The following is a 17,374-nucleotide window of genomic DNA, read 5'->3' as shown; positions in this document are numbered from 1 at the left end:
GGGGGACGACGTCATGGAGATGGGAATCGCCGGCAAGCGGGTGCTGATCACCGGCGGGTCGAAGGGGATCGGCCTTGCCTGCGCCGGGGCCTTCGCCGCCGAGGGCTGCGACCTGGTGCTCGCCTCGCGGGACGGGGCGGCGCTGGAGCGGGCGGCGGAAGGCATCCGCGCGCGGCACAACGTCGCCATCGCCATCCATGCCGGCGATCTCGGCGATGCCGGGGCGCGCGAGGCGCTGGCCGCGGCCCATCCTGAGATCGACGTGCTGGTGAACAATGCTGGCGCCATCCCGGGCGGAACGTTGGCCGACATCGACCTCGCGCGCTGGCAGGAGGCCTGGGCGCTGAAGGTCTTCGGCTACATCCATCTCTCGCGGCTCTATCTGCCGCGGATGGAGGCGAAGGGTGACGGCACCATCGTCAACATCATCGGCATGGCCGGGCGGGCGCCGCGGGCCGACTATATCTGCGGCGCCTCGGGCAATGCGGCGCTGATTGCGTTCACCGCGGCGCTCGGCGGCAAGTCGACGGACAAGAACGTCCGGGTGGTCGGCATCGCGCCGGGCGCGACGATGACGGACCGGATCATTACCCTTTCGAAATCGCGGGCGAAGACCAAGTTCGGCGACGAGAACCGCTGGGAGGAGATGCTGGCCGGCCTGCCGCTCGGCCGGGCGGGGAAGCCGGAGGAGATTGCCGACCTCGCGGTGTTCTGCGCCAGCCCGCGCGGTGGATATCTCTCCGGCACCACCATCGACGTGGATGGCGGGGCGCAGTTCAGGGGGTAGCGCGCGTCCCGAGCAGGGCGAAGAAGGCGCCCTGCGGGTCGAGGCCCTGGAGCACCCAGGCCTCGCCGGGAGCGGCCATCGGTCCGTTGATGACCTGGCCGCCAGCCTCGGCCACCCGCGTCCCGGCGGCGTCGATGTCGCCGACGGCGATGTAGAAGCACCAGAAGGGGCGGGGGATAGCCGCAGGCTTGTCGAACATCCCGCCCATTGCCGGGCCGCCGAGGCCGAAGGTCTGGTAGGTGCCCATCGGGCCGATATCCACCGCCTCCGCCCGTTGCCAGCCGAAGAGCGCGGCGTAGAAGTCGAAGGCAGCGGGCCAGTCGCCGGCCGCCAGCTCGTTCCAGCCGACATGACTGGGCGTGCCGATGGGCTGCGGCTCGGGCAGGGTGCCGGCGAAGATGGCGAAGACGGCGCCCTGCGGGTCCCCAAGCACGGCGAAGCGGCCGATCTCGACGCTGCGGGGCGGGACGTGGACCACGCCGCCGAGCGCCGTGGCGCGGGCGAGGGTCGCGTCCACGTCATCGACCAGGATGTGGCCAATCCAGCCGGGGAGGGCGCCTTTGGCCATATCCGCCGGCCGCAGCGGCAGCAGGCCGGCGGCGGGACGGTCGCCGGCGGTCAGCAGGGTGTAGGGCTGGTCCGGCGTCGAGGCGTCGCGGGTGCCCCAGCCGGTGACGGCGCCATAGAAACGGGCGGCGGCCTCGGGGTCGGGCACCATCAGCTCGTGCCAGGCGAAGTATCCGGTCACGGCGCGGCCTCCAGCGCCTCGACCAGCAGGCCGAGCAGGCGTGCGCCGAATTCACGCATGTTGACGACGCGGTCGCCATGGCCGGTCTCGACCGTGAGCGTCCGCGACACGGGGCCGGCGACGGCGAGGCAGGCATGGCCGGCCGGAAAGCCGTAGCGGTTGCCTGCGGGGCCCGTTGCCCCGGTTTCGCCGAGGGCCCAGACGGTGCCGAGGCGCTGGCGCATCCCCTCCGCCATCATCGCCGCATAGGCCTCGGTGGAGGGGGGAACGCCGTCCAGCCGCTCGGGCGGGATGGCCAGCAGCGCCTCGCGCGCCACGCGCGTGTAGACCACGGTGCCGCCAAGGAAATAAGCCGAAGCGCCAGGCACCGCGAGCAGCGCGGCCGAGACCAACCCGCCGGCCGAAGATTCGGCGACCGCGATGGTCTCACCGCGGGCCTTCAGCAGGGCGCCGGCACAGGCGGCGATGGGCAGCAGGGTTTCCATGGCGGTCCTCCTTAGCAGCAGGAAAGCGGCCGGGGTGGCGGGCGGCAAGTGAAGATTGACCACGGCGCCCGGCGCCATCACCTTCCCGCCGCGTCCGGGGGATATGCGTGCAGGATCTGGGCTCCGCCTTCATGGCCGCCATTGCGCTGGTCCGCGACGGGGATGCGGGGATGCTGGCCATCCTCGGCCTGTCGCTAAGGGTGAGCCTCGCCGCGCTCGGCATCGCGGCGGTGGTCGGGCTGCCGCTCGGGGCGCTGCTGGCCGTCGCGCGCTTCCCCGGGCGCCGGGCGGTGGTTGTCGCGCTGAATGCGCTGATGGGGCTGCCGCCGGTGGTGGCCGGGCTGTTGATCTACCTGCTGCTCTCGCGCTCCGGGCCGCTCGGGCATTGGGGGCTGCTGTTCACGCCGGGGGCGATGGTGATTGCCCAGGCGGTGCTGATCACGCCGATCCTCGCCGCCCTGTCGCGCGGGGTGCTGGAGGCGCTCTGGGAGGAATATGCCGAGGCGCTGCGCTCCTTCGGCGCCGGGCCGTGGCGAGCGGTGCCGACGCTGCTCTGGGACGGGCGCTTCGCCCTGCTCACCGTGTTGCTCGCCGGCTTCGGGCGGGCGAGTGCGGAGGTGGGGGCGGTGATCCTGGTCGGCGGCAATATCGAGGGCTTCACCCGGACGATGACGACGGCGATCGCGCTCGAAACCAGCAAGGGCGACCTGCCGCTGGCCCTCGCCCTCGGCCTGGTGCTGATGGTGATCGTGCTCGGGGTGAATGCGCTGGCGCAGGGGCTGCGCGACGTCGCGCTGCGCCGGGCCGGCTGATGCTGCCGATCCGGGCTGAGGCGGTGTCCTATGTGGCAGGCGGTGCGGCGATCCTCAGCGGGGTCTCGCTTACCATCACGCCTGGGGCGCCGATGCTGATCCTCGGGCCGAATGGCGCGGGGAAGTCGGTGCTGCTGCGGCTGCTGCACGGGTTGCTGCGGCCGGAGGCGGGGCGGATCACGCCGGCGGCCGCGATTCGCGGGGCGATGGTGTTCCAGCGGCCGGTGCTGCTGCGGCGCTCGGTGCTGGCCAATCTCCGCTATCCGATGGCGCTTGCGGGGGTGCCGAGGCCAGCACGGGTGCGGCGGGCGGAGGCGGCGCTGGCAGAGGTCGGGCTCTCGGCGCTCGCCGGGCGGCCAGCGCGGCGGCTGTCGGGTGGCGAGCAGCAGCGGCTGGCGCTCGCCCGGGCGGCGGCGCTGGAGCCGGAGGTGCTGTTCCTTGACGAGCCCTGCGCCAGCCTCGACCCGGCGGCGACGCGGGCGGTGGAGGAGATCATCCGCCGCATCGCGGCGCGGGGGACCAAGATCGTCATGACCACCCACGACCTCGGCCAGGCGCGGCGGCTGGCGGGGGAGGTGGTGTTCCTCCATCGCGGGCGGGTGGTGGAATGCGCGCCTGCGGAGCATTTCTTCGCCGGTCCCGCCAGCGTGGAGGGGGCGGCCTTCCTTCAGGGGGAATTGCTGTGGTGAGACGCCATCTGCGGCGCGGTCTGCTGCTGGCCGGCTTCGCCTTGCCGGCGGCGGCGCAGGAGCGCTTCATCACCCTCGCCTCGACGACCAGCACGGAGCAGTCGGGGCTGTTCGGCCATATCCTGCCGATCTTCACCCGCGACACCGGTATAGGCGTGCGGGTGGTGGCGCTCGGGACGGGGCAGGCGCTGGATGTCGGGCGGCGCGGCGATGCGGATGCGCTGCTCGTGCATGACCGGGCAGCGGAGGAGCGCTTCGTCGCCGAAGGCCATGGCGGGCCGCGTCGTCAGGTCATGTACAACGACTTCGTGCTGATCGGGCCGGCAGCAGACCCGGCCGGCATCGCGGGCATGCGCGACGTGGGCGAGGCCTTGCGACAGATCGCGGCGCGGCGGGCGCCCTTCGTCTCGCGCGGCGACCGCAGCGGGACCCATGCCGCGGAGCTGCGGCTCTGGCAGGAGGCGGGCATCGACCCGGTCCGGGGGCGCGGGCAGTGGTATCGCGAGATCGGGCAGGGGATGGGGCCGGCGCTCAACACGGCGGCGGCGCAGGAGGCCTATCTGCTGTCGGATCGCGGAACCTGGCTCGCCTTCCGCAACCGGCAGGCCCTCAAGCTCTTGGTGGAGGGGGATGCGCGGCTGCTGAACCAGTATGGCGTGCTCGCCGTCAGCCCGCAGCGCCATCCGGGCGTGAAGGTCAAGGAAGCGCAGGCCTTCATCGACTGGATCACTGGTGCGGCGGGGCAGGCGGCAATCGCCGGCTACCGGATCAACGGAGAGCAGTTGTTCTTTCCCAATGCCGCCCCACCGAACTGAACGCGAAGTCGGTTCAGTTTCGTGCAAGGGTCTGGCACTATTCCGTGAGGACTGCGGCGGTGCCGCCATGGTCTCTGTAAAGGTAGGTCGCCCCGTGGACACGCTGGCCAATTCATACGTTCCCCTGCCGGCCGAGGCGCTCGATGCCGACTCCCTGCGGGCGGCGATCGTGCGGAAGCTCACCTACGACCTCGGCAAGAGCCAGGCCGGGGCACGCGACCGCGACTGGTTCATGGCGACCGCGCTGGCGGTGCGGGACCGCATCATCGACCGCTGGCTGAGCGTGACGCGGGCTGCCTACGAGGGCGGGCAGAAGCAGGTCTACTACCTCTCCCTCGAATTCCTCATCGGCCGGCTGCTGCGGGACGGGGTGACGAATCTCGGCCTCGATCATCTGGTGGCCGAGGCGCTGGCGCCGCTCGGCGTCGATTTCGAGAAGGTGCGCCAGGCGGAGCCGGATGCGGCGCTCGGCAATGGCGGCCTTGGGCGGCTCGCGGCCTGCTTCATGGAGAGCATGGCGAGCCTCGCCATCCCCGCCTTCGGCTATGGCATCCGCTACGAGCACGGGCTGTTCCGTCAGATCATCCGCGATGGCTGGCAGCAGGAATACCCGGAGGACTGGCTGAATTTCGGCAACCCGTGGGAGTATGCCCGGCCGGAGATCGCCTACGACATCGGCTTCGGCGGCAGCGTCGAGGCGGTGATCGTCTCCGAGGCGCGGATGCGGCATGTCTGGCATCCGGCTGAGACGGTGCAGGCCGTCGCCTATGACACGCCGGTGGTCGGCTGGCGTGGCGAGCATGTGAACACGCTGCGGCTGTGGTCGGCGCGCGCGGCCGATCCGCTGAAGCTCGATGCCTTCAACTATGGCGACCATGTCGGCGCGCTGGCCGACCGGGTGCGGCAGGAGAGCATCTGCAAGGTGCTCTACCCGTCCGACGAGAGCCCGGCGGGGCAGGAGCTGCGGCTGAAGCAGGAGTATTTCTTCGCCTCCGCCGCGCTGCAGGACCTCGTGCGGCGGCATCTGCGGGTCTATGGCGACCTGAAGTCGCTGCCGGACAAGGTCTCGATCCAACTCAACGACACGCATCCGGCGATCGCGGTCGCCGAGCTGATGCGCATCTGCGTCGACCTCCACGGCATCGCCTGGGACGAGGCCTGGGAGATCACCCAGGGCACCGTCAGCTACACCAACCACACCCTGCTGCCGGAGGCGCTGGAGAGCTGGGCGGTGCCGCTGATGGAGCGGCTGCTGCCGCGCCACATGCAGATCATCTACCTGATCAACGCCTTCCACCTCGACCGTGTCCGGGCGAAGCATCCGGGCGACATGCGCCTGCTCTCCTCCGTCTCGCTGATTGAGGAAGACCATGGGCGCCGGGTGCGGATGGGGCATCTCGCCTTCGTCGGGTCGCACAAGGTGAACGGCGTCTCCGCGCTGCACAGCGACCTCTTGAAGAAGACGGTGTTCAAGGACTTCCACGCGCTCGAGCCGGGGAAGGTGGTCAACAAGACCAACGGCATCACCTTCCGGCGCTGGCTGCAGCAGTGCAACCCGGCGCTGACCGGGCTGCTGACGGAGGCGATCGGGCCGCGCTTCCTCGACGAGCCGGAGGCGCTGAAGGCGCTGGTGCCGCTGGCGGGCGATGCCGGCTTCCAGGCGAAGTTCCTCGGCGTGAAGCGGCAGAACAAGGAGGCGCTGGCGGCGCTGATCCGCAGCCAGCTCGACATCCGCGTCGACCCGCACGCCATGTTCGACGTGCAGATCAAGCGCATCCACGAGTACAAGCGCCAGTTGCTGAACGTGCTGGAGACGATCGCGCTCTATGACGCCATCCGCTCGCAGCCGACGCGGGACTGGGTGCCGCGCGTCAAGATCTTCGCGGGCAAGGCGGCGGCGAGCTACCACCGGGCGAAGCAGATCATCAAGCTGGCGCATGACGTGGCGCGGGTGGTCAACAGCGATCCGACGGTGCGGAACCTGCTGAAGGTCGCCTTCCTGCCCAACTACAACGTCTCGCTCGCCGAGATGATCGTGCCGGCGGCCGACCTTTCCGAGCAGATCTCGACGGCGGGGATGGAGGCGTCGGGCACCGGCAACATGAAGCTCGGGCTGAATGGGGCGCTCACCATCGGCACGTTGGACGGCGCCAATGTCGAGATGCTGGAGCATGTGGGCGCGGAGAACATCTTCATCTTCGGTATGACGACCGAGGAAGTGGAGCAGCGGCGGCGCGACGGCATCCAGGGTTCGGCGGCGGTCGAGGCCTCGCCGCGCCTGGCCGAGGTGCTGGAGGCGGTGCGCTCGGGCGTCTTCTCGCCGGACGACCGCAACCGCTACACGGACTTGGTGGATGCACTCTGCGGCAGCGACTACTTCATGGTCGCGGCCGACTTCGACGCCTATTTCGAGGCGCAGCGCGACGTGGCGGGGCGCTGGGCGGAGGGGGCGGCCTGGCAGCGCTCGGCCATCCTCAACACCGCGAATATGGGCTGGTTCTCCTCCGACCGGACGATCCGGGAATATGCCGAGGAGATCTGGCAGGTGCCGGTGCGGCGCTGACCGCCCGGATGGCGACGCGGGCGTGATCGCCGTGATGTCGATTCGCAACTGTCGCGCGGATCGATTTCCCGGCAATCTCCCCCCGCCGCCACCGGGGGAAAGACAGGCATGCCGAACAGCCGTGAGTATGGGCCCGAACGCGCTCATGGGCCGCTGGCCCGCACGGCCATGGCCTTCGTCCTCGCCGGCGGACGCGGCAGCCGGTTGATGGAGCTGACCGACCGGCGGGCCAAGCCGGCGGTCTATTTCGGCGGCAAGTCGCGGATCATCGACTTCGCCCTCTCCAACGCCATCAACTCCGGCATCCGGCGCGTAGCGGTCGCGACGCAGTACAAGGCGCACAGCCTGATCCGCCACCTGCAGCGGGGCTGGACCTTCCTGCGGCCGGAGCGGAACGAGAGCTTCGACATACTCCCCGCCAGCCAGCGTGTCTCGGAGCAGAACTGGTATCTCGGCACGGCGGATGCGGTGTTCCAGAACAGCGACATCATCGCCGACATGGCGCCTCGGCACATCGTGCTGCTGGCCGGCGACCATATCTACAAGATGGACTACGAGAAGATGCTGGCGCAGCACGTCGAGAGCGGCGCCGACGTCACCGTCTCCTGCATGGCGGTGCCGCGGCTGGAGGCGCGCGGCTTCGGCGTAATGAAGGTCGACCAGACGGCGCGCATCGTCGAATTCCTTGAGAAGCCGGCTGACCCGCCCGGCATCCCGGACCGGCCGGAACTCGCGCTCGCCAGCATGGGCGTCTACGTTTTCGAGACGCGCTTCCTGCTCGACCTGCTGCGGCGGGATGCGGAGGACCCGAACTCCGAGCACGACTTCGGCAAGGACATCATCCCCTGGCTGGTGCGGAACGGCACGGCCGTGGCGCATCGCTTCGAGCGGTCCTGCGTGCGCTCCTCCTCCGAGTTCCAGCCCTATTGGCGGGACGTGGGGACGGTCGATGCCTATTGGGAAGCCAATATCGACCTCACCGACATCGTCCCGCCGCTCGACCTCTTCGACCGCGACTGGCCGATCTGGACCTATGCTGAGATCAACCCGCCGGCCAAGTTCGTCCACGACGTGGTCGGGCGGCGAGGCGAGGCGATCTCCTCCCTGGTTTCGGGCGGGTGCATCATCTCGGGCGCCTCGGCGCATCGCTCGCTGCTCTTCACCGGCGTGCATCTGCACAGCTGGTCGAAGGTCGAGGGCGCGGTGCTGCTGCCGCAGGTCGATGTCGGGCAGTATGCGCGGCTGACCAATGTGGTGGTGGACCGCGGCGTCCGCATCCCGCCCGGCCTCGTCGTCGGCGAGGACCCGGTCGAGGATGCGCGTCGCTTCCGGCGGACGGAGAAGGGCATCTGCCTGGTCACCCAGGCCATGCTGGACAAGCTGCAGGGATGAGCCTGCGTATCCTGGCGGTTGCCTCCGAGTGCTTCCCGCTGGTGAAGACGGGTGGGCTCGCGGATGTGGTGGGTGCCTTGCCGGGGGCGTTGGCCGGGGAGGGGATCGGCGTCACGACGCTGCTCCCGGGCTATCCGGCGGTGATGGCGGCGCTTGAGGAAGCGGAGGCGGTCCGGGACTGGCCGGAGCTCTTCGGCGGGGCGGCGCGGCTGCTGCGCGGCCGGGCGGCGGGGCTCGACCTGCTAGTGCTGGAGGCGGCGCATCTCTTCGGCCGGCCGGGCAACCCGTATCTCGGGCCGGACGGGCAGGATTGGGCGGACAATGCGCTCCGCTTCGCGGCGCTCGGCCGGGCGGCGGCCGACGCGGCGGAAGGCTTCGATGCGGTCCATGCGCATGACTGGCAGGCCGGGCTCGCGGTGGCCTATCTGCGCGGGGCGCGTCCGGTGGTCTTCACCATCCACAACCTCACCTTCCATGGGCGCTTCCCGGCGGAGGTCTTCCCGCAGCTCGGCCTGCCGCCGGAGGCCTATTCGATTGAGGGGGTGGAGTTCTACGGCGGGGTCGGCTTCCTCAAGGCCGGCCTCTACCATGCCGACCGGATCACCACCGTTTCGCCGACCTATGCGATGGAGATTTGCACGCCTGAGGGCGGTTGGGGGCTCGACGGGCTGCTGCGGCATCGCGCAGCGGCGGTGAGCGGCATCCTCAACGGCCTCGACACCGCCGAGTGGAACCCGGCCACGGACCGGCACCTGGCGGCGCGCTTCTCGGCAGCGGAGCCGGAGAGGCGGGCGGGAAACAAGGCGGCCTTGCAGGCGCGATTCGGGCTGGGAGAGGGCGGGCCGCTCTTCCTTTTCGTCGGGCGGCTGGCCTGGCAGAAGGGGATCGACCTGGTGCTGGATGCGCTGCCGGCACTGTTGGCGGAGGGCGGGCAGCTTGCCATTCTCGGCACCGGCGACCGCGGGCTGGAGGCGCGCTGCCGCGAGGCGGCGGCGGCGAGTCCCGGGCGGGTCGGGGCGGTGATCGGCTTCGATGAAGGGCTGGCACGGCTCGGCTATGGCGGGGCGGATGCGGTGCTGGTGCCCTCGCGCTTCGAACCCTGCGGTCTCGCACAGCTCTGTGCGCTCCGCTACGGGGCGCCGCCGGTGGTGACGCGGGTCGGCGGGCTCGCCGACACGGTGATCGATGCCAACGAGGCGGCGCTGGCGGCCGGCGCGGCGACGGGAGTTCAGTTCGCCCCGCCTTCCGCCGAGGCGCTGGCGAGGGCGCTGCGACGGGCTGCGGCGCTTTGGCGCGATGCGCCGGCCTGGGCGGCGATGCGGCGGAACGCGCTGGCGGCCGATGTCTCCTGGGCACGCTCGGCCGTGCGCTATGCGGACCTGTTCAAGGAATTGGTGAATGGCTGAGCCGCAGCCGGGAGTCGTCGCCGACGGCGATGGGGTGCGTGTCGGCATCGTCGCACCGGATGCGACGGCCGTGGAGTTCTGCCTTTTCAAGGGCGAGCGGGAGATGGCGCGGCACCGTCTGACGGCGCGCACCGGGGCCTTGTGGCACGGGTATGTGCCGGGCGTCGGCCTCGGGGCGCGCTACGGCTTCCGTGCGGAGGGGCCGTGGGCGCCGGAGGACGGGCACCGGTTCAACCCGGCGAAGCTCCTGGTCGACCCTTGGGCGGTGGCGCTGGACCGGGGCTTCCGGTTGCATCCGGCGCTGCTCGATACGGGCGAGTGGCCGGATGGGACGGACAGCGCACCCTTTCTGCCGAAAGGGATCGTCGCCGGGCCGGCGGTGGCGCCGGTGCAGATGATGCCGCTGCCGGCAGGGCCGCGGGTGATCTACGAGGCGCATGTCCGCGGCTTCACCATGCGTCACCCGGCAATCCCCGAGGCGATCCGTGGCACCTTCGCCGCGCTCGCCCACCCGGCGGCGATCGCGCATCTGCACAGGCTCGGGGTGACGCATGTCGAATTGCTGCCGGTGGCGGCGGGGATCGACGAGCGACACCTGCCGCCGCTCGGGCTGACCAATTACTGGAACTACAACCCGGTCGCCTTCCTCGTGCCCTGCCCGCGCCTGGCGCCGGGCGGGATGGCGGAGGTGCGGGCCGCGGTCGCGGCGCTGCGGGCGGCGGGCATCGGCACCATCCTCGATGTCGTCTTCAATCACAGCGGCGAGGGAGATGCCGAGGGGCCGACGCTCTCGCTGCGCGGGCTCGGCAACCGCGCCTTCTACCGGACCCGCGGAGCCGGCTACGCGAACGATGCGGGAACGGGGAACACGCTGGCCCTCGACCGGCCCTGGCCGCTGCGGCTGGTGATGGATGCGCTGCGGCACTGGGCGGTCCAGGCGGGCGTCGCCGGCTTCCGGCTCGACCTGGCGGCGACGCTCGGGCGGCGGGAAGGCGGGTTCGACGCGCAGGCGCCGCTGCTCTCGGCCATGCGGCAGGACCCCGTGCTGCGCGAGTTGCTCATCATCGCCGAGCCCTGGGATATCGGCACCTATGAGCTTGGCCGCTTCCCCGCCGGCTGGGGCGAATGGAACGACCGATTCCGCGATACCACCCGGCGCTTCTGGCGCGGGGATGGCGGGCTGCTTGGGGAGTTGGCGACGTGCTTCGCCGGTTCGGCAGATGTTTTCGGCGCCGACCGCCCGGCTGAGGACAGCGTCAACTTCATCACCGCGCATGACGGCTTCACCATGGCCGATCTCACCGCCTATACCGCGCGGCGCAACTGGGCGAATGGCGAGGAGAACCGCGACGGCACGGGGGAGAATTTCTCCTGGAATCATGGCGTCGAGGGGCCGACCGACGACCCCGGCGTGCTGGCCCGCCGGGGCAGCGACGTGCGCGCGCTGCTCGCCCTGCTGCTGACCGCGCGGGGGACGCCGATGCTCTCGATGGGTGACGAGGCGGGGCGCAGCCAGGGCGGTAACAACAATGCCTACGCGCAGGACAACCCCATCTCCTGGTTCGATTGGGAGGAGATGGACGAGTGGCTGGTCGAGTTCACCGCGGCGCTCGTGCGGGCGCGGCTCGCGCATCCGGCGCTGCATGACGGGCGCAGGCTGACCGGCGCCGCCACCGATGCGAGCGGCATCCCCGATGTGGAGTGGCTGCGGCCGGAGGGCGGGGCGGCGGATTGGGGCGACGGCCGCGCGCTGGCGGTCGCGCTCTATGCCGAGGGGGACCGGGTCTTGGTGGCGCTGAACGGCGACGAGGCACCGGTGCCGCTGGTGCCGCCGGCGCCGCGGGACGGCTTCGCCTGGCGCTGCCTCGCCGACAGTGCCGGGGCGGAGGGTGACCTCGCCCCGCGCAGCATCCGCCTGCTGGCGGAGGCCGCGTCCGTATAAGGGCTACTTCGCCGCGACCGGCAGGCCGAGCGGCGCGGTCGCGCTGCGCCGCTTCCGCTCTGCGATGCCGACGATGCCACGCGGCAGGTAGATCATGAAGAGCACCAGCAATATGCCGTAGATCAGCGGCGCGCCGCCGGTGAACTCCGTGCCGAAGGCGATGCGCAGCACCTCCTCGAGGCCGATGGTGATGATGGCGCCGACGGTCGGGCCGAGCGGGGCATACATCCCGCCCGCGATGGCGCCGAAGACGATCTGCAGCGAGATGCCGAGGCCGGCCAGCGATTCCGGGTTCAGGTACATGCGGTACTGCGCCATCAGCGTGCCGGCCAGGGCGGCGAGCGCCGTCGAGATGAGGGTGACGCGCAGCTTCTCCCGCGTGACGCGAATGCCGATGGAGGCCGCGGCGTCCTCATCCTCGGAGATGGCGGCCAGCGCCTTCGAGGCCATGGAGCGGTCGAGCAGCCACCAGGCGAGCAGGCCGGCGGCCCAGGCGAGCAGCGCCAGCCACCAGAAGCCGGACTTGTCGAACTGCATCGCCAGCAAACCCTGTTCGGGCGGGACGCGGTCCGGCGTCATGCCGAGCGATCCGCCGGTATGGTCGCGGAGCGCGACGATGAGGATGCGGACGATCTCGCCGGCGGCGAGCGTCACCAACGCGAAGTAGTGGCCGACGACCTTCAGCCGGAAGCAGGGATAACCGAGCAGGACGCCGGCCAGGGCCGCCACGGTCACGGCGATGGGGATGCCGACCCAGGGCGTGAGCCCGGCCATGTTCCAAAGCAGCGCCATGGTATAGGCGCCGATGCCGAGGAAGGCGCCATGGCCGAAGGAGACGAGGCCGTAGCGCCCCATCATCGCCCAGCCCGTGCCGGCGACGGCCGTAAGCAGCACGGTCACGCCGAGATGGAGGAAGTAGTCGGGCGGCGACAGCAGCGGGACGCAGGCGAGCGCCAGCAGCAGGGGGATGGCGTATCTCATCGTGCGAAGAGCCCCCGCGGCCGGGCGAAGATGGTGACGATGAAGAAGCCGAAGGCGACGACATAGGAGAATTCGGTCGTGCCCCAGAAGCCGCCGACCGAGACGATGATCCCCATGATGAAGGCGGCGAGGAAGCCGCCCAGCATGTTGCCGAGCCCGCCCATGACGCAGATCATGAAGGTGATCGGCCCGAAGGAGAGGCCGACGAAGGGGTGGACGTCGAGCTGCACCACGAGGAGGCAGGCGGCGAGCCCGGCCAGCGCCCCGCCGACCGCGGAGGCGATGAGGTAGATGCGCTGCGGGTCGACGCCCATCAGCGGCATCACCTCCCGGTCGCGGGCGATGGCGCGGATGGCGGTGCCGACATAGGTGAATTTCAGGAAGGCCCAAAGCAGCGCCGCCCCCACCAGAGCGGCGCAGAAGGCGGCAAGCTTGGTGCCGCTGACGAAGATCTCGCCGACCTCCATCGGCGGCATGTCGACGCCGAGGCTGCGGAAGTCGGTGCGGAAGATGAGCGTCATCGCGCCTTGCAGCAGGAAGAGCACGCCGCCCGTCGCCAGCACCTGGTTGATCGGCGGCGCCGTGAGCAGCGGCCGCACCACGAGCAGGTGCAGCAGCAGGCCGAGCAGCGAGACCACCGGCAGGCAGGCGGCGAAGGCCAGCCACAGCGGCCAGCCGAGCTGGGTGTAGAGGAACCAGACGGCATACATGCCGACCATCACCAGCTCCGCGTAGCAGAGCCAGACCACGTCCACGACGCCGAAGACGAGGTTCAGCCCGAGCGCCGGCAGGGCGAAGACGCCGCCGAGGAGGATGCCGTTGACCAGTGCTTCGAGGAGAAAGGGATCCATGGCTCAGTGCCCCCCGAGATAGCTGCGGCGGATGACCGGGTCGGCGACGAGCTCGGCCGAGCGCCCCTCGGCGGCGACGCGGCCGGTTTCCAGCACATAGGCGCGGTCGACGACGCGGAGCACCTGGGCCACGTTCTGCTCGACGATCAGCACCGTCAGCCCCTCCTCGCGGATGCGGCGCACCAGGTCGAAGACCTGCTGCACGACGATGGGGGCGAGGCCGGCCGAAGGCTCGTCGAGCAGCAGGATGCGCGGGGCGCACATCAGGGCGCGGCCGATGGCGCACATCTGCTGCTCGCCGCCCGACATGGTGCCGGCGAGCTGGTGCCGGCGCTGCTTCATGCGCGGGAAGAGGTCGTAGACGCGGTCCCGCCGCTCGGCGAAATGGGCGCGGGCGGAGGGGGAGAAGGCGCCGACCTTCAGGTTCTCCTCGACGGTGAGGTGCGGGAAGAGGCGGCGGTTCTCCGGCACATGGGCGATGCCGAGCGAGGGCAGCAGATGGGCTGGTGTCGCCGCCAGATCCTGGCCGCCGAAGCGGAGGCTGCCGGCGGTCGGGCGGATCAGGCCGGAGATGACGCGGAGCAGCGTCGTCTTGCCGGCGCCGTTCGGCCCGACGACGCCCACCGCCTCGCCCGGCTCGACGCGGAGGCCGATGCCGAAGAGCGCCTGGAAGTCGCCATAGCCGGCATGGATGCCGGAGAGTTCCAGCGCGGCGCTCATGCGGCGCGGCTTTCGGGCGGGCCGAGATAGACCTCGGCGACGCGCTCGTCGGCCTGCGCCGCCTCCGGGGTGCCCTGGAAGATGACGGCGCCGTGGTCGAGCACCACGACCCGGTCCACGACCGAGAGCAGCACGCCCATGATGTGCTCCACCCAGACGATGGTGATGCCGCGCTCGTCGCGGATGCGCTTCAGCATGGCGGCGGCCTGGTGCATCTCGGCCGTGTCGAGGCCGCCGAGGCTCTCGTCGGCCAGCAGCAGCCGGGGCTGGGTGGCGAGCGCCCGGGCGAGTTCCAGCTTCTTCAGCCCCGCGGCGCCGAGGCCATGCGCCGTCGCATGCGGGTCGTCGGGAAGCTGGGCGAGGCGGAGGGCGTCGCGGGCGTGCCCCTCCGCCTGCTCGCGGGTGATGCTGCCGCCGGCGCCGTAATGCGCGGCGAGCGTCGCGTTCTCCAACAGCGAGAGGCCGCGGAAGGGGCGGGGGATCTGGAAGGTGCGGCCGATCCCGCGCCGGCAGGTCTCGTCCGCCGTCAGCCCGCCGATCTCCTGGCCGGCGAGCCGCACCGAGCCGGAGGTCGGGCGGAGCATGCCCGCGACGCAGTTGAAGGTCGTGCTCTTGCCGGAGCCGTTCGGACCGAGCAGGCCGAGGATCTCGCCCTTGCCGACCGCGAAGGAGACGTTGTCGACCGCGGTGAAGCCGCCGAAGCGCTTGGTCAGCCCGGCGACCTCCAGCAGCGGGGCCGTGTTCATCGCGCGGCGTAGGCGTTGCCGGCGGGCAGCGGCATGACGATCGGCTGCCCGAGCGAGGCCGGCCAGACCACCTTCGACTTGCCGTTCTCGAACTGCATGACCACCGCGATGCTGCGCTCGTTCTGCCCGGCCATGGGATTGCCGGGGGGTGCGAATTTCACGCCATAGCCCTGGATGGTGCCGCCGGTCGGCACGTCCACCTGGAGCGCCGCCTCGCGCAGGGCATCGGCGGTCATTCCCCCGGTCTTGCGGACGGCGGGCTTCAGCACATGCTCGAGGAAGATCCAGGTGTTGTTGAAGCCCATGGAGGCATGGGTGGGTGGGTCGCTGAGCTTATGCTTGGCCTGGAAGCGGTCCATGAAGGTCTTCGCCAGGTCGCCGACGCCGGGCTGCAGCTTGCTCCAGTCGAGCATCTGCGTCGCCGCCGGGTCCACGTTGCACATGAAGTTCACGTCCTGGCCGAAGGTCTCGGTCAGGCGGTCGATCTGCGACCAGCCGGCGCCGTGGCCGATCAGCATCTTGAAACGGAGGCCGCCCGACTTCGCCTGGCGCAGGAAGAGCGTGATGTCCGGGTTGTAGCCGACCTGGAGGACGATGTCGGGCCGCTCGCGCCGCAGCTTCGTCACCAGCGTCGAGAGGTCGGGCGCGGTCGAGGAATAGGCTTCCTTGAGGACGATCGGCATGTTGCGGTTCTTGGCATTCGCCTCGATCGCCGCGGCGACGCCGGTGCCGTAGGGCCCGTCCTCGTAGATGACGCCGAGCTTCACCTTGTCCGGCGCGATGCCGAGCTTCGCCTGGGCATTGTCGGCGATGGCGGAGATCGAGCCCTCGCCATACTGGTCGGAATGCACGGTGGGGCGGAAGACGTAGCGGAAATTCTTGTCCTTCAGCACCGCCGTTGCGATGGCCGAGGTGATCCACATCATCTTCTTCGACTGCTCGAAGCGGCCGGAGAGCGGCACGGCATGGGCGGAGGAGTAGATGCCCGTTACCACCTCCAGCCGTTCCTGGCCGAGCAGGCGCTCCATCTCGTTGATGGCGACATCAGCCTTGCTCTGGCTGTCGGCGGTGACGGCCTGGACGGGGCGTCCATCGACGCCGCCGCGCTCGTTGAACAGCTCGATCGCCACCTCGGCGCCCCAGAACAGCGGCTGGCTGCCGGCGCCGGCGAACGGGCCGGAGAGGTCGGTCATCACCCCCACGCGGAGCGGGTCGCCGCCGCGGGCCGGCCCTTGGGCGCGTGCGACGCTGGCGGGGATGGTAAGAGCGGCGCCGGCCCCCAACAGGCCGCGCCGGGTGATCCCGAATGCCGTCATCTGGCGTCTCTCCCTGGTGCCGCCGCCCTCTGTCGGGGCGCGTGCACCATGAGCCAAGCCGTCCTGCGCGGCGGCGTCAAGCGGGACCGTTATTCCAGCGGAATTCCCGCTTGCCTGATAATGTCGCGCCAAAGCGGCACCTCGCGGGTGATGCGCTCTGCGAGCGCTGCCGGACCGCGCGCCTCGACGCCGAACCCGGCGGCACGCAGCTTGGCGCGGGTCGCCGGCTCGGCGAGGGTGGCAAGGCTTTCCCGCGCCAGGCGGTCGACGATGGCGGGCGGGGTGCCGGCGGGGGCGAGGAGGGCCTGGAAGGTTTCCGAGACGAAGCCCGGATAGCCGAGCTCCTGCATGGTCGGCACGTCGGGCAGGTCCGGCCAGCGCGTGGCGCTGGTGATGGCGAGCGCCCGGACCGCGCCGGAAAGGATGTGCGGCTGCGCCGGCGGCAGCGCCGCGACGCCGACCGGGGTGATGCCGCCGAGTACCGACTGCACCGCGAGAGCGGCGCTGTTATGGGTGATCTGCACGAACTCCACCCCAGTGCGCAGCCGCAGCAGCTCCGCCGTGAGATGCGGGGTGGAGCCGGTGCCGGGATTTGCAATGTCGAGCCCGCCCGCGCGCGCCTTGGCAGCGGCCACCAGCCCGGCAATCGACGCGATTCTCGATTGTGCGCCGGCGATGACGACATTGGGCGAGGCGCCGAGTTCCGTGACCGGGGCGAAGTCCTTCACCGGGTCGTAGCCCGGGTTGCGGAACAGGCTCGGGTTGACGACGAAGCCGGTTGAGGCGACCAGCAGCGTATAGCCATCCGGCACGCTTCGGGCGACATGGGCGGCGCCGATATTGCCGCCGCCCCCGCCGCGGTTCTCCACGACGACCGGCTGGCCGAGCGCTGCCGTCAGCCCGGCCGAGAGGACGCGGGCCATGACGTCGGTCGGGCCACCGGGCGCGAAGGGGACGACGATGCGGACGGGGCGGTCCGGGTAGCGGTCTCCCTGGGCCCGTGCCGCGAAGGGCGCGGCGGCAAGCCCGAGGACCAGGCGGCGCGTGGCCCGCATGGCGGCGTTTCCTTCCCTTGGGCCCGGTCTGAGCAGGCCCTCGGCCGCAAGCTTGCGAAGCGGCGC

16 protein-coding genes are annotated in these 17,374 nt (G+C 70.8%); 8 read left to right on the top strand and 8 right to left on the bottom strand.

What is annotated here, in order from left to right; all coding sequences use genetic code 11:
• Window positions 1-13 precede the first annotated feature (13 nt).
• Window positions 14-787: an SDR family oxidoreductase gene (locus LH62_RS23900; RefSeq protein ID WP_043364618.1), complete on the top strand. Its 774-nt coding sequence runs from the start codon at window positions 14-16 to the stop codon at window positions 785-787.
• Here the strand turns inward: LH62_RS23900 and LH62_RS23895 are convergent.
• Together LH62_RS23895 and LH62_RS23890 are read right to left on the bottom strand one after the other, a co-directional pair.
• A complete protein-coding gene (locus LH62_RS23895; protein ID WP_043364617.1) occupies window positions 777-1,535 on the bottom strand; it encodes a VOC family protein in 759 nt (252 codons plus the stop codon). The genes LH62_RS23900 and LH62_RS23895 overlap by 11 nt on opposite strands.
• Window positions 1,532-2,020: a CinA family protein gene (locus LH62_RS23890; protein ID WP_043364616.1), complete on the bottom strand. Its 489-nt coding sequence runs from the start codon at window positions 2,018-2,020 to the stop codon at window positions 1,532-1,534. The genes LH62_RS23895 and LH62_RS23890 overlap by 4 nt, the downstream gene beginning before the upstream one ends.
• A gap of 107 nt (window positions 2,021-2,127) precedes the next feature.
• Here LH62_RS23890 and LH62_RS23885 point away from each other — a divergent pair, with 107 nt between their 5' ends.
• From LH62_RS23885 to glgX, 7 genes are all read left to right on the top strand, one after another.
• A complete protein-coding gene (locus LH62_RS23885; RefSeq protein WP_236552617.1) occupies window positions 2,128-2,832 on the top strand; it encodes an ABC transporter permease in 705 nt (234 codons plus the stop codon).
• Window positions 2,832-3,521, top strand: a complete 690-nt coding sequence (locus LH62_RS23880) for an ATP-binding cassette domain-containing protein (RefSeq protein ID WP_043364615.1) — start codon at window positions 2,832-2,834, stop codon at window positions 3,519-3,521. Before LH62_RS23885 ends, LH62_RS23880 begins: the two co-directional genes overlap by 1 nt.
• Window positions 3,518-4,336 (top strand): substrate-binding domain-containing protein, encoded by an 819-nt coding sequence (locus tag LH62_RS23875; protein WP_236552616.1) that lies wholly within the window; start codon window positions 3,518-3,520, stop codon window positions 4,334-4,336. The genes LH62_RS23880 and LH62_RS23875 overlap by 4 nt, the downstream gene beginning before the upstream one ends.
• A gap of 67 nt (window positions 4,337-4,403) precedes the next feature.
• Entirely contained in the window at window positions 4,404-6,899 is a 2,496-nt protein-coding gene (locus LH62_RS23870) for a glycogen/starch/alpha-glucan phosphorylase (RefSeq protein WP_043364614.1), read from the top strand.
• A 108-nt stretch (window positions 6,900-7,007) separates the two neighbouring features.
• Entirely contained in the window at window positions 7,008-8,291 is a 1,284-nt protein-coding gene (gene glgC / locus LH62_RS23865; RefSeq protein ID WP_043364613.1) for a glucose-1-phosphate adenylyltransferase, read from the top strand.
• 2 nt (window positions 8,292-8,293) lie between these two features.
• Entirely contained in the window at window positions 8,294-9,697 is a 1,404-nt protein-coding gene (gene glgA, locus LH62_RS23860) for a glycogen synthase GlgA (RefSeq protein WP_043366503.1), read from the top strand.
• Complete coding sequence (glgX, locus tag LH62_RS23855) at window positions 9,690-11,639, top strand: glycogen debranching protein GlgX (protein WP_043366501.1); 1,950 nt, start codon at window positions 9,690-9,692, stop codon at window positions 11,637-11,639. The genes glgA and glgX overlap by 8 nt, the downstream gene beginning before the upstream one ends.
• 3 nt (window positions 11,640-11,642) lie before the next feature.
• Here the strand turns inward: glgX and LH62_RS23850 are convergent, their stop codons facing one another.
• The 6 genes from LH62_RS23850 to LH62_RS23825 form a co-directional block, all read right to left on the bottom strand.
• Entirely contained in the window at window positions 11,643-12,620 is a 978-nt protein-coding gene (locus tag LH62_RS23850; protein ID WP_043364612.1) for a branched-chain amino acid ABC transporter permease, read from the bottom strand.
• Window positions 12,617-13,471: a branched-chain amino acid ABC transporter permease gene (locus tag LH62_RS23845; RefSeq protein ID WP_043364611.1), complete on the bottom strand. Its 855-nt coding sequence runs from the start codon at window positions 13,469-13,471 to the stop codon at window positions 12,617-12,619. The genes LH62_RS23850 and LH62_RS23845 overlap by 4 nt, the downstream gene beginning before the upstream one ends.
• A gap of 3 nt (window positions 13,472-13,474) precedes the next feature.
• A complete protein-coding gene (locus LH62_RS23840; protein ID WP_043364610.1) occupies window positions 13,475-14,191 on the bottom strand; it encodes an ABC transporter ATP-binding protein in 717 nt (238 codons plus the stop codon).
• On the bottom strand, window positions 14,188-14,937 hold the full coding sequence (locus tag LH62_RS23835) for an ABC transporter ATP-binding protein (protein ID WP_236552615.1): 750 nt from the start codon (window positions 14,935-14,937) through the stop codon (window positions 14,188-14,190). Before LH62_RS23835 ends, LH62_RS23840 begins: the two co-directional genes overlap by 4 nt.
• A complete protein-coding gene (locus LH62_RS23830) occupies window positions 14,934-16,253 on the bottom strand; it encodes an ABC transporter substrate-binding protein (RefSeq protein ID WP_043364609.1) in 1,320 nt (439 codons plus the stop codon). The genes LH62_RS23835 and LH62_RS23830 overlap by 4 nt, the downstream gene beginning before the upstream one ends.
• Window positions 16,254-16,342: 89 nt before the next feature.
• Window positions 16,343-17,308 (bottom strand): tripartite tricarboxylate transporter substrate binding protein, encoded by a 966-nt coding sequence (locus LH62_RS23825; protein WP_043364608.1) that lies wholly within the window; start codon window positions 17,306-17,308, stop codon window positions 16,343-16,345.
• Window positions 17,309-17,374 lie beyond the last annotated feature (66 nt).

Origin of the sequence: Belnapia sp. F-4-1, assembly GCF_000802185.1 — a bacterium.
Taxonomy (GTDB): Bacteria; Pseudomonadota; Alphaproteobacteria; order Acetobacterales; family Acetobacteraceae; genus Belnapia.
The sequence above is the reverse complement of the archived record's forward strand: the minus strand, read 5'-3'. Positions and strand labels throughout refer to the sequence as shown.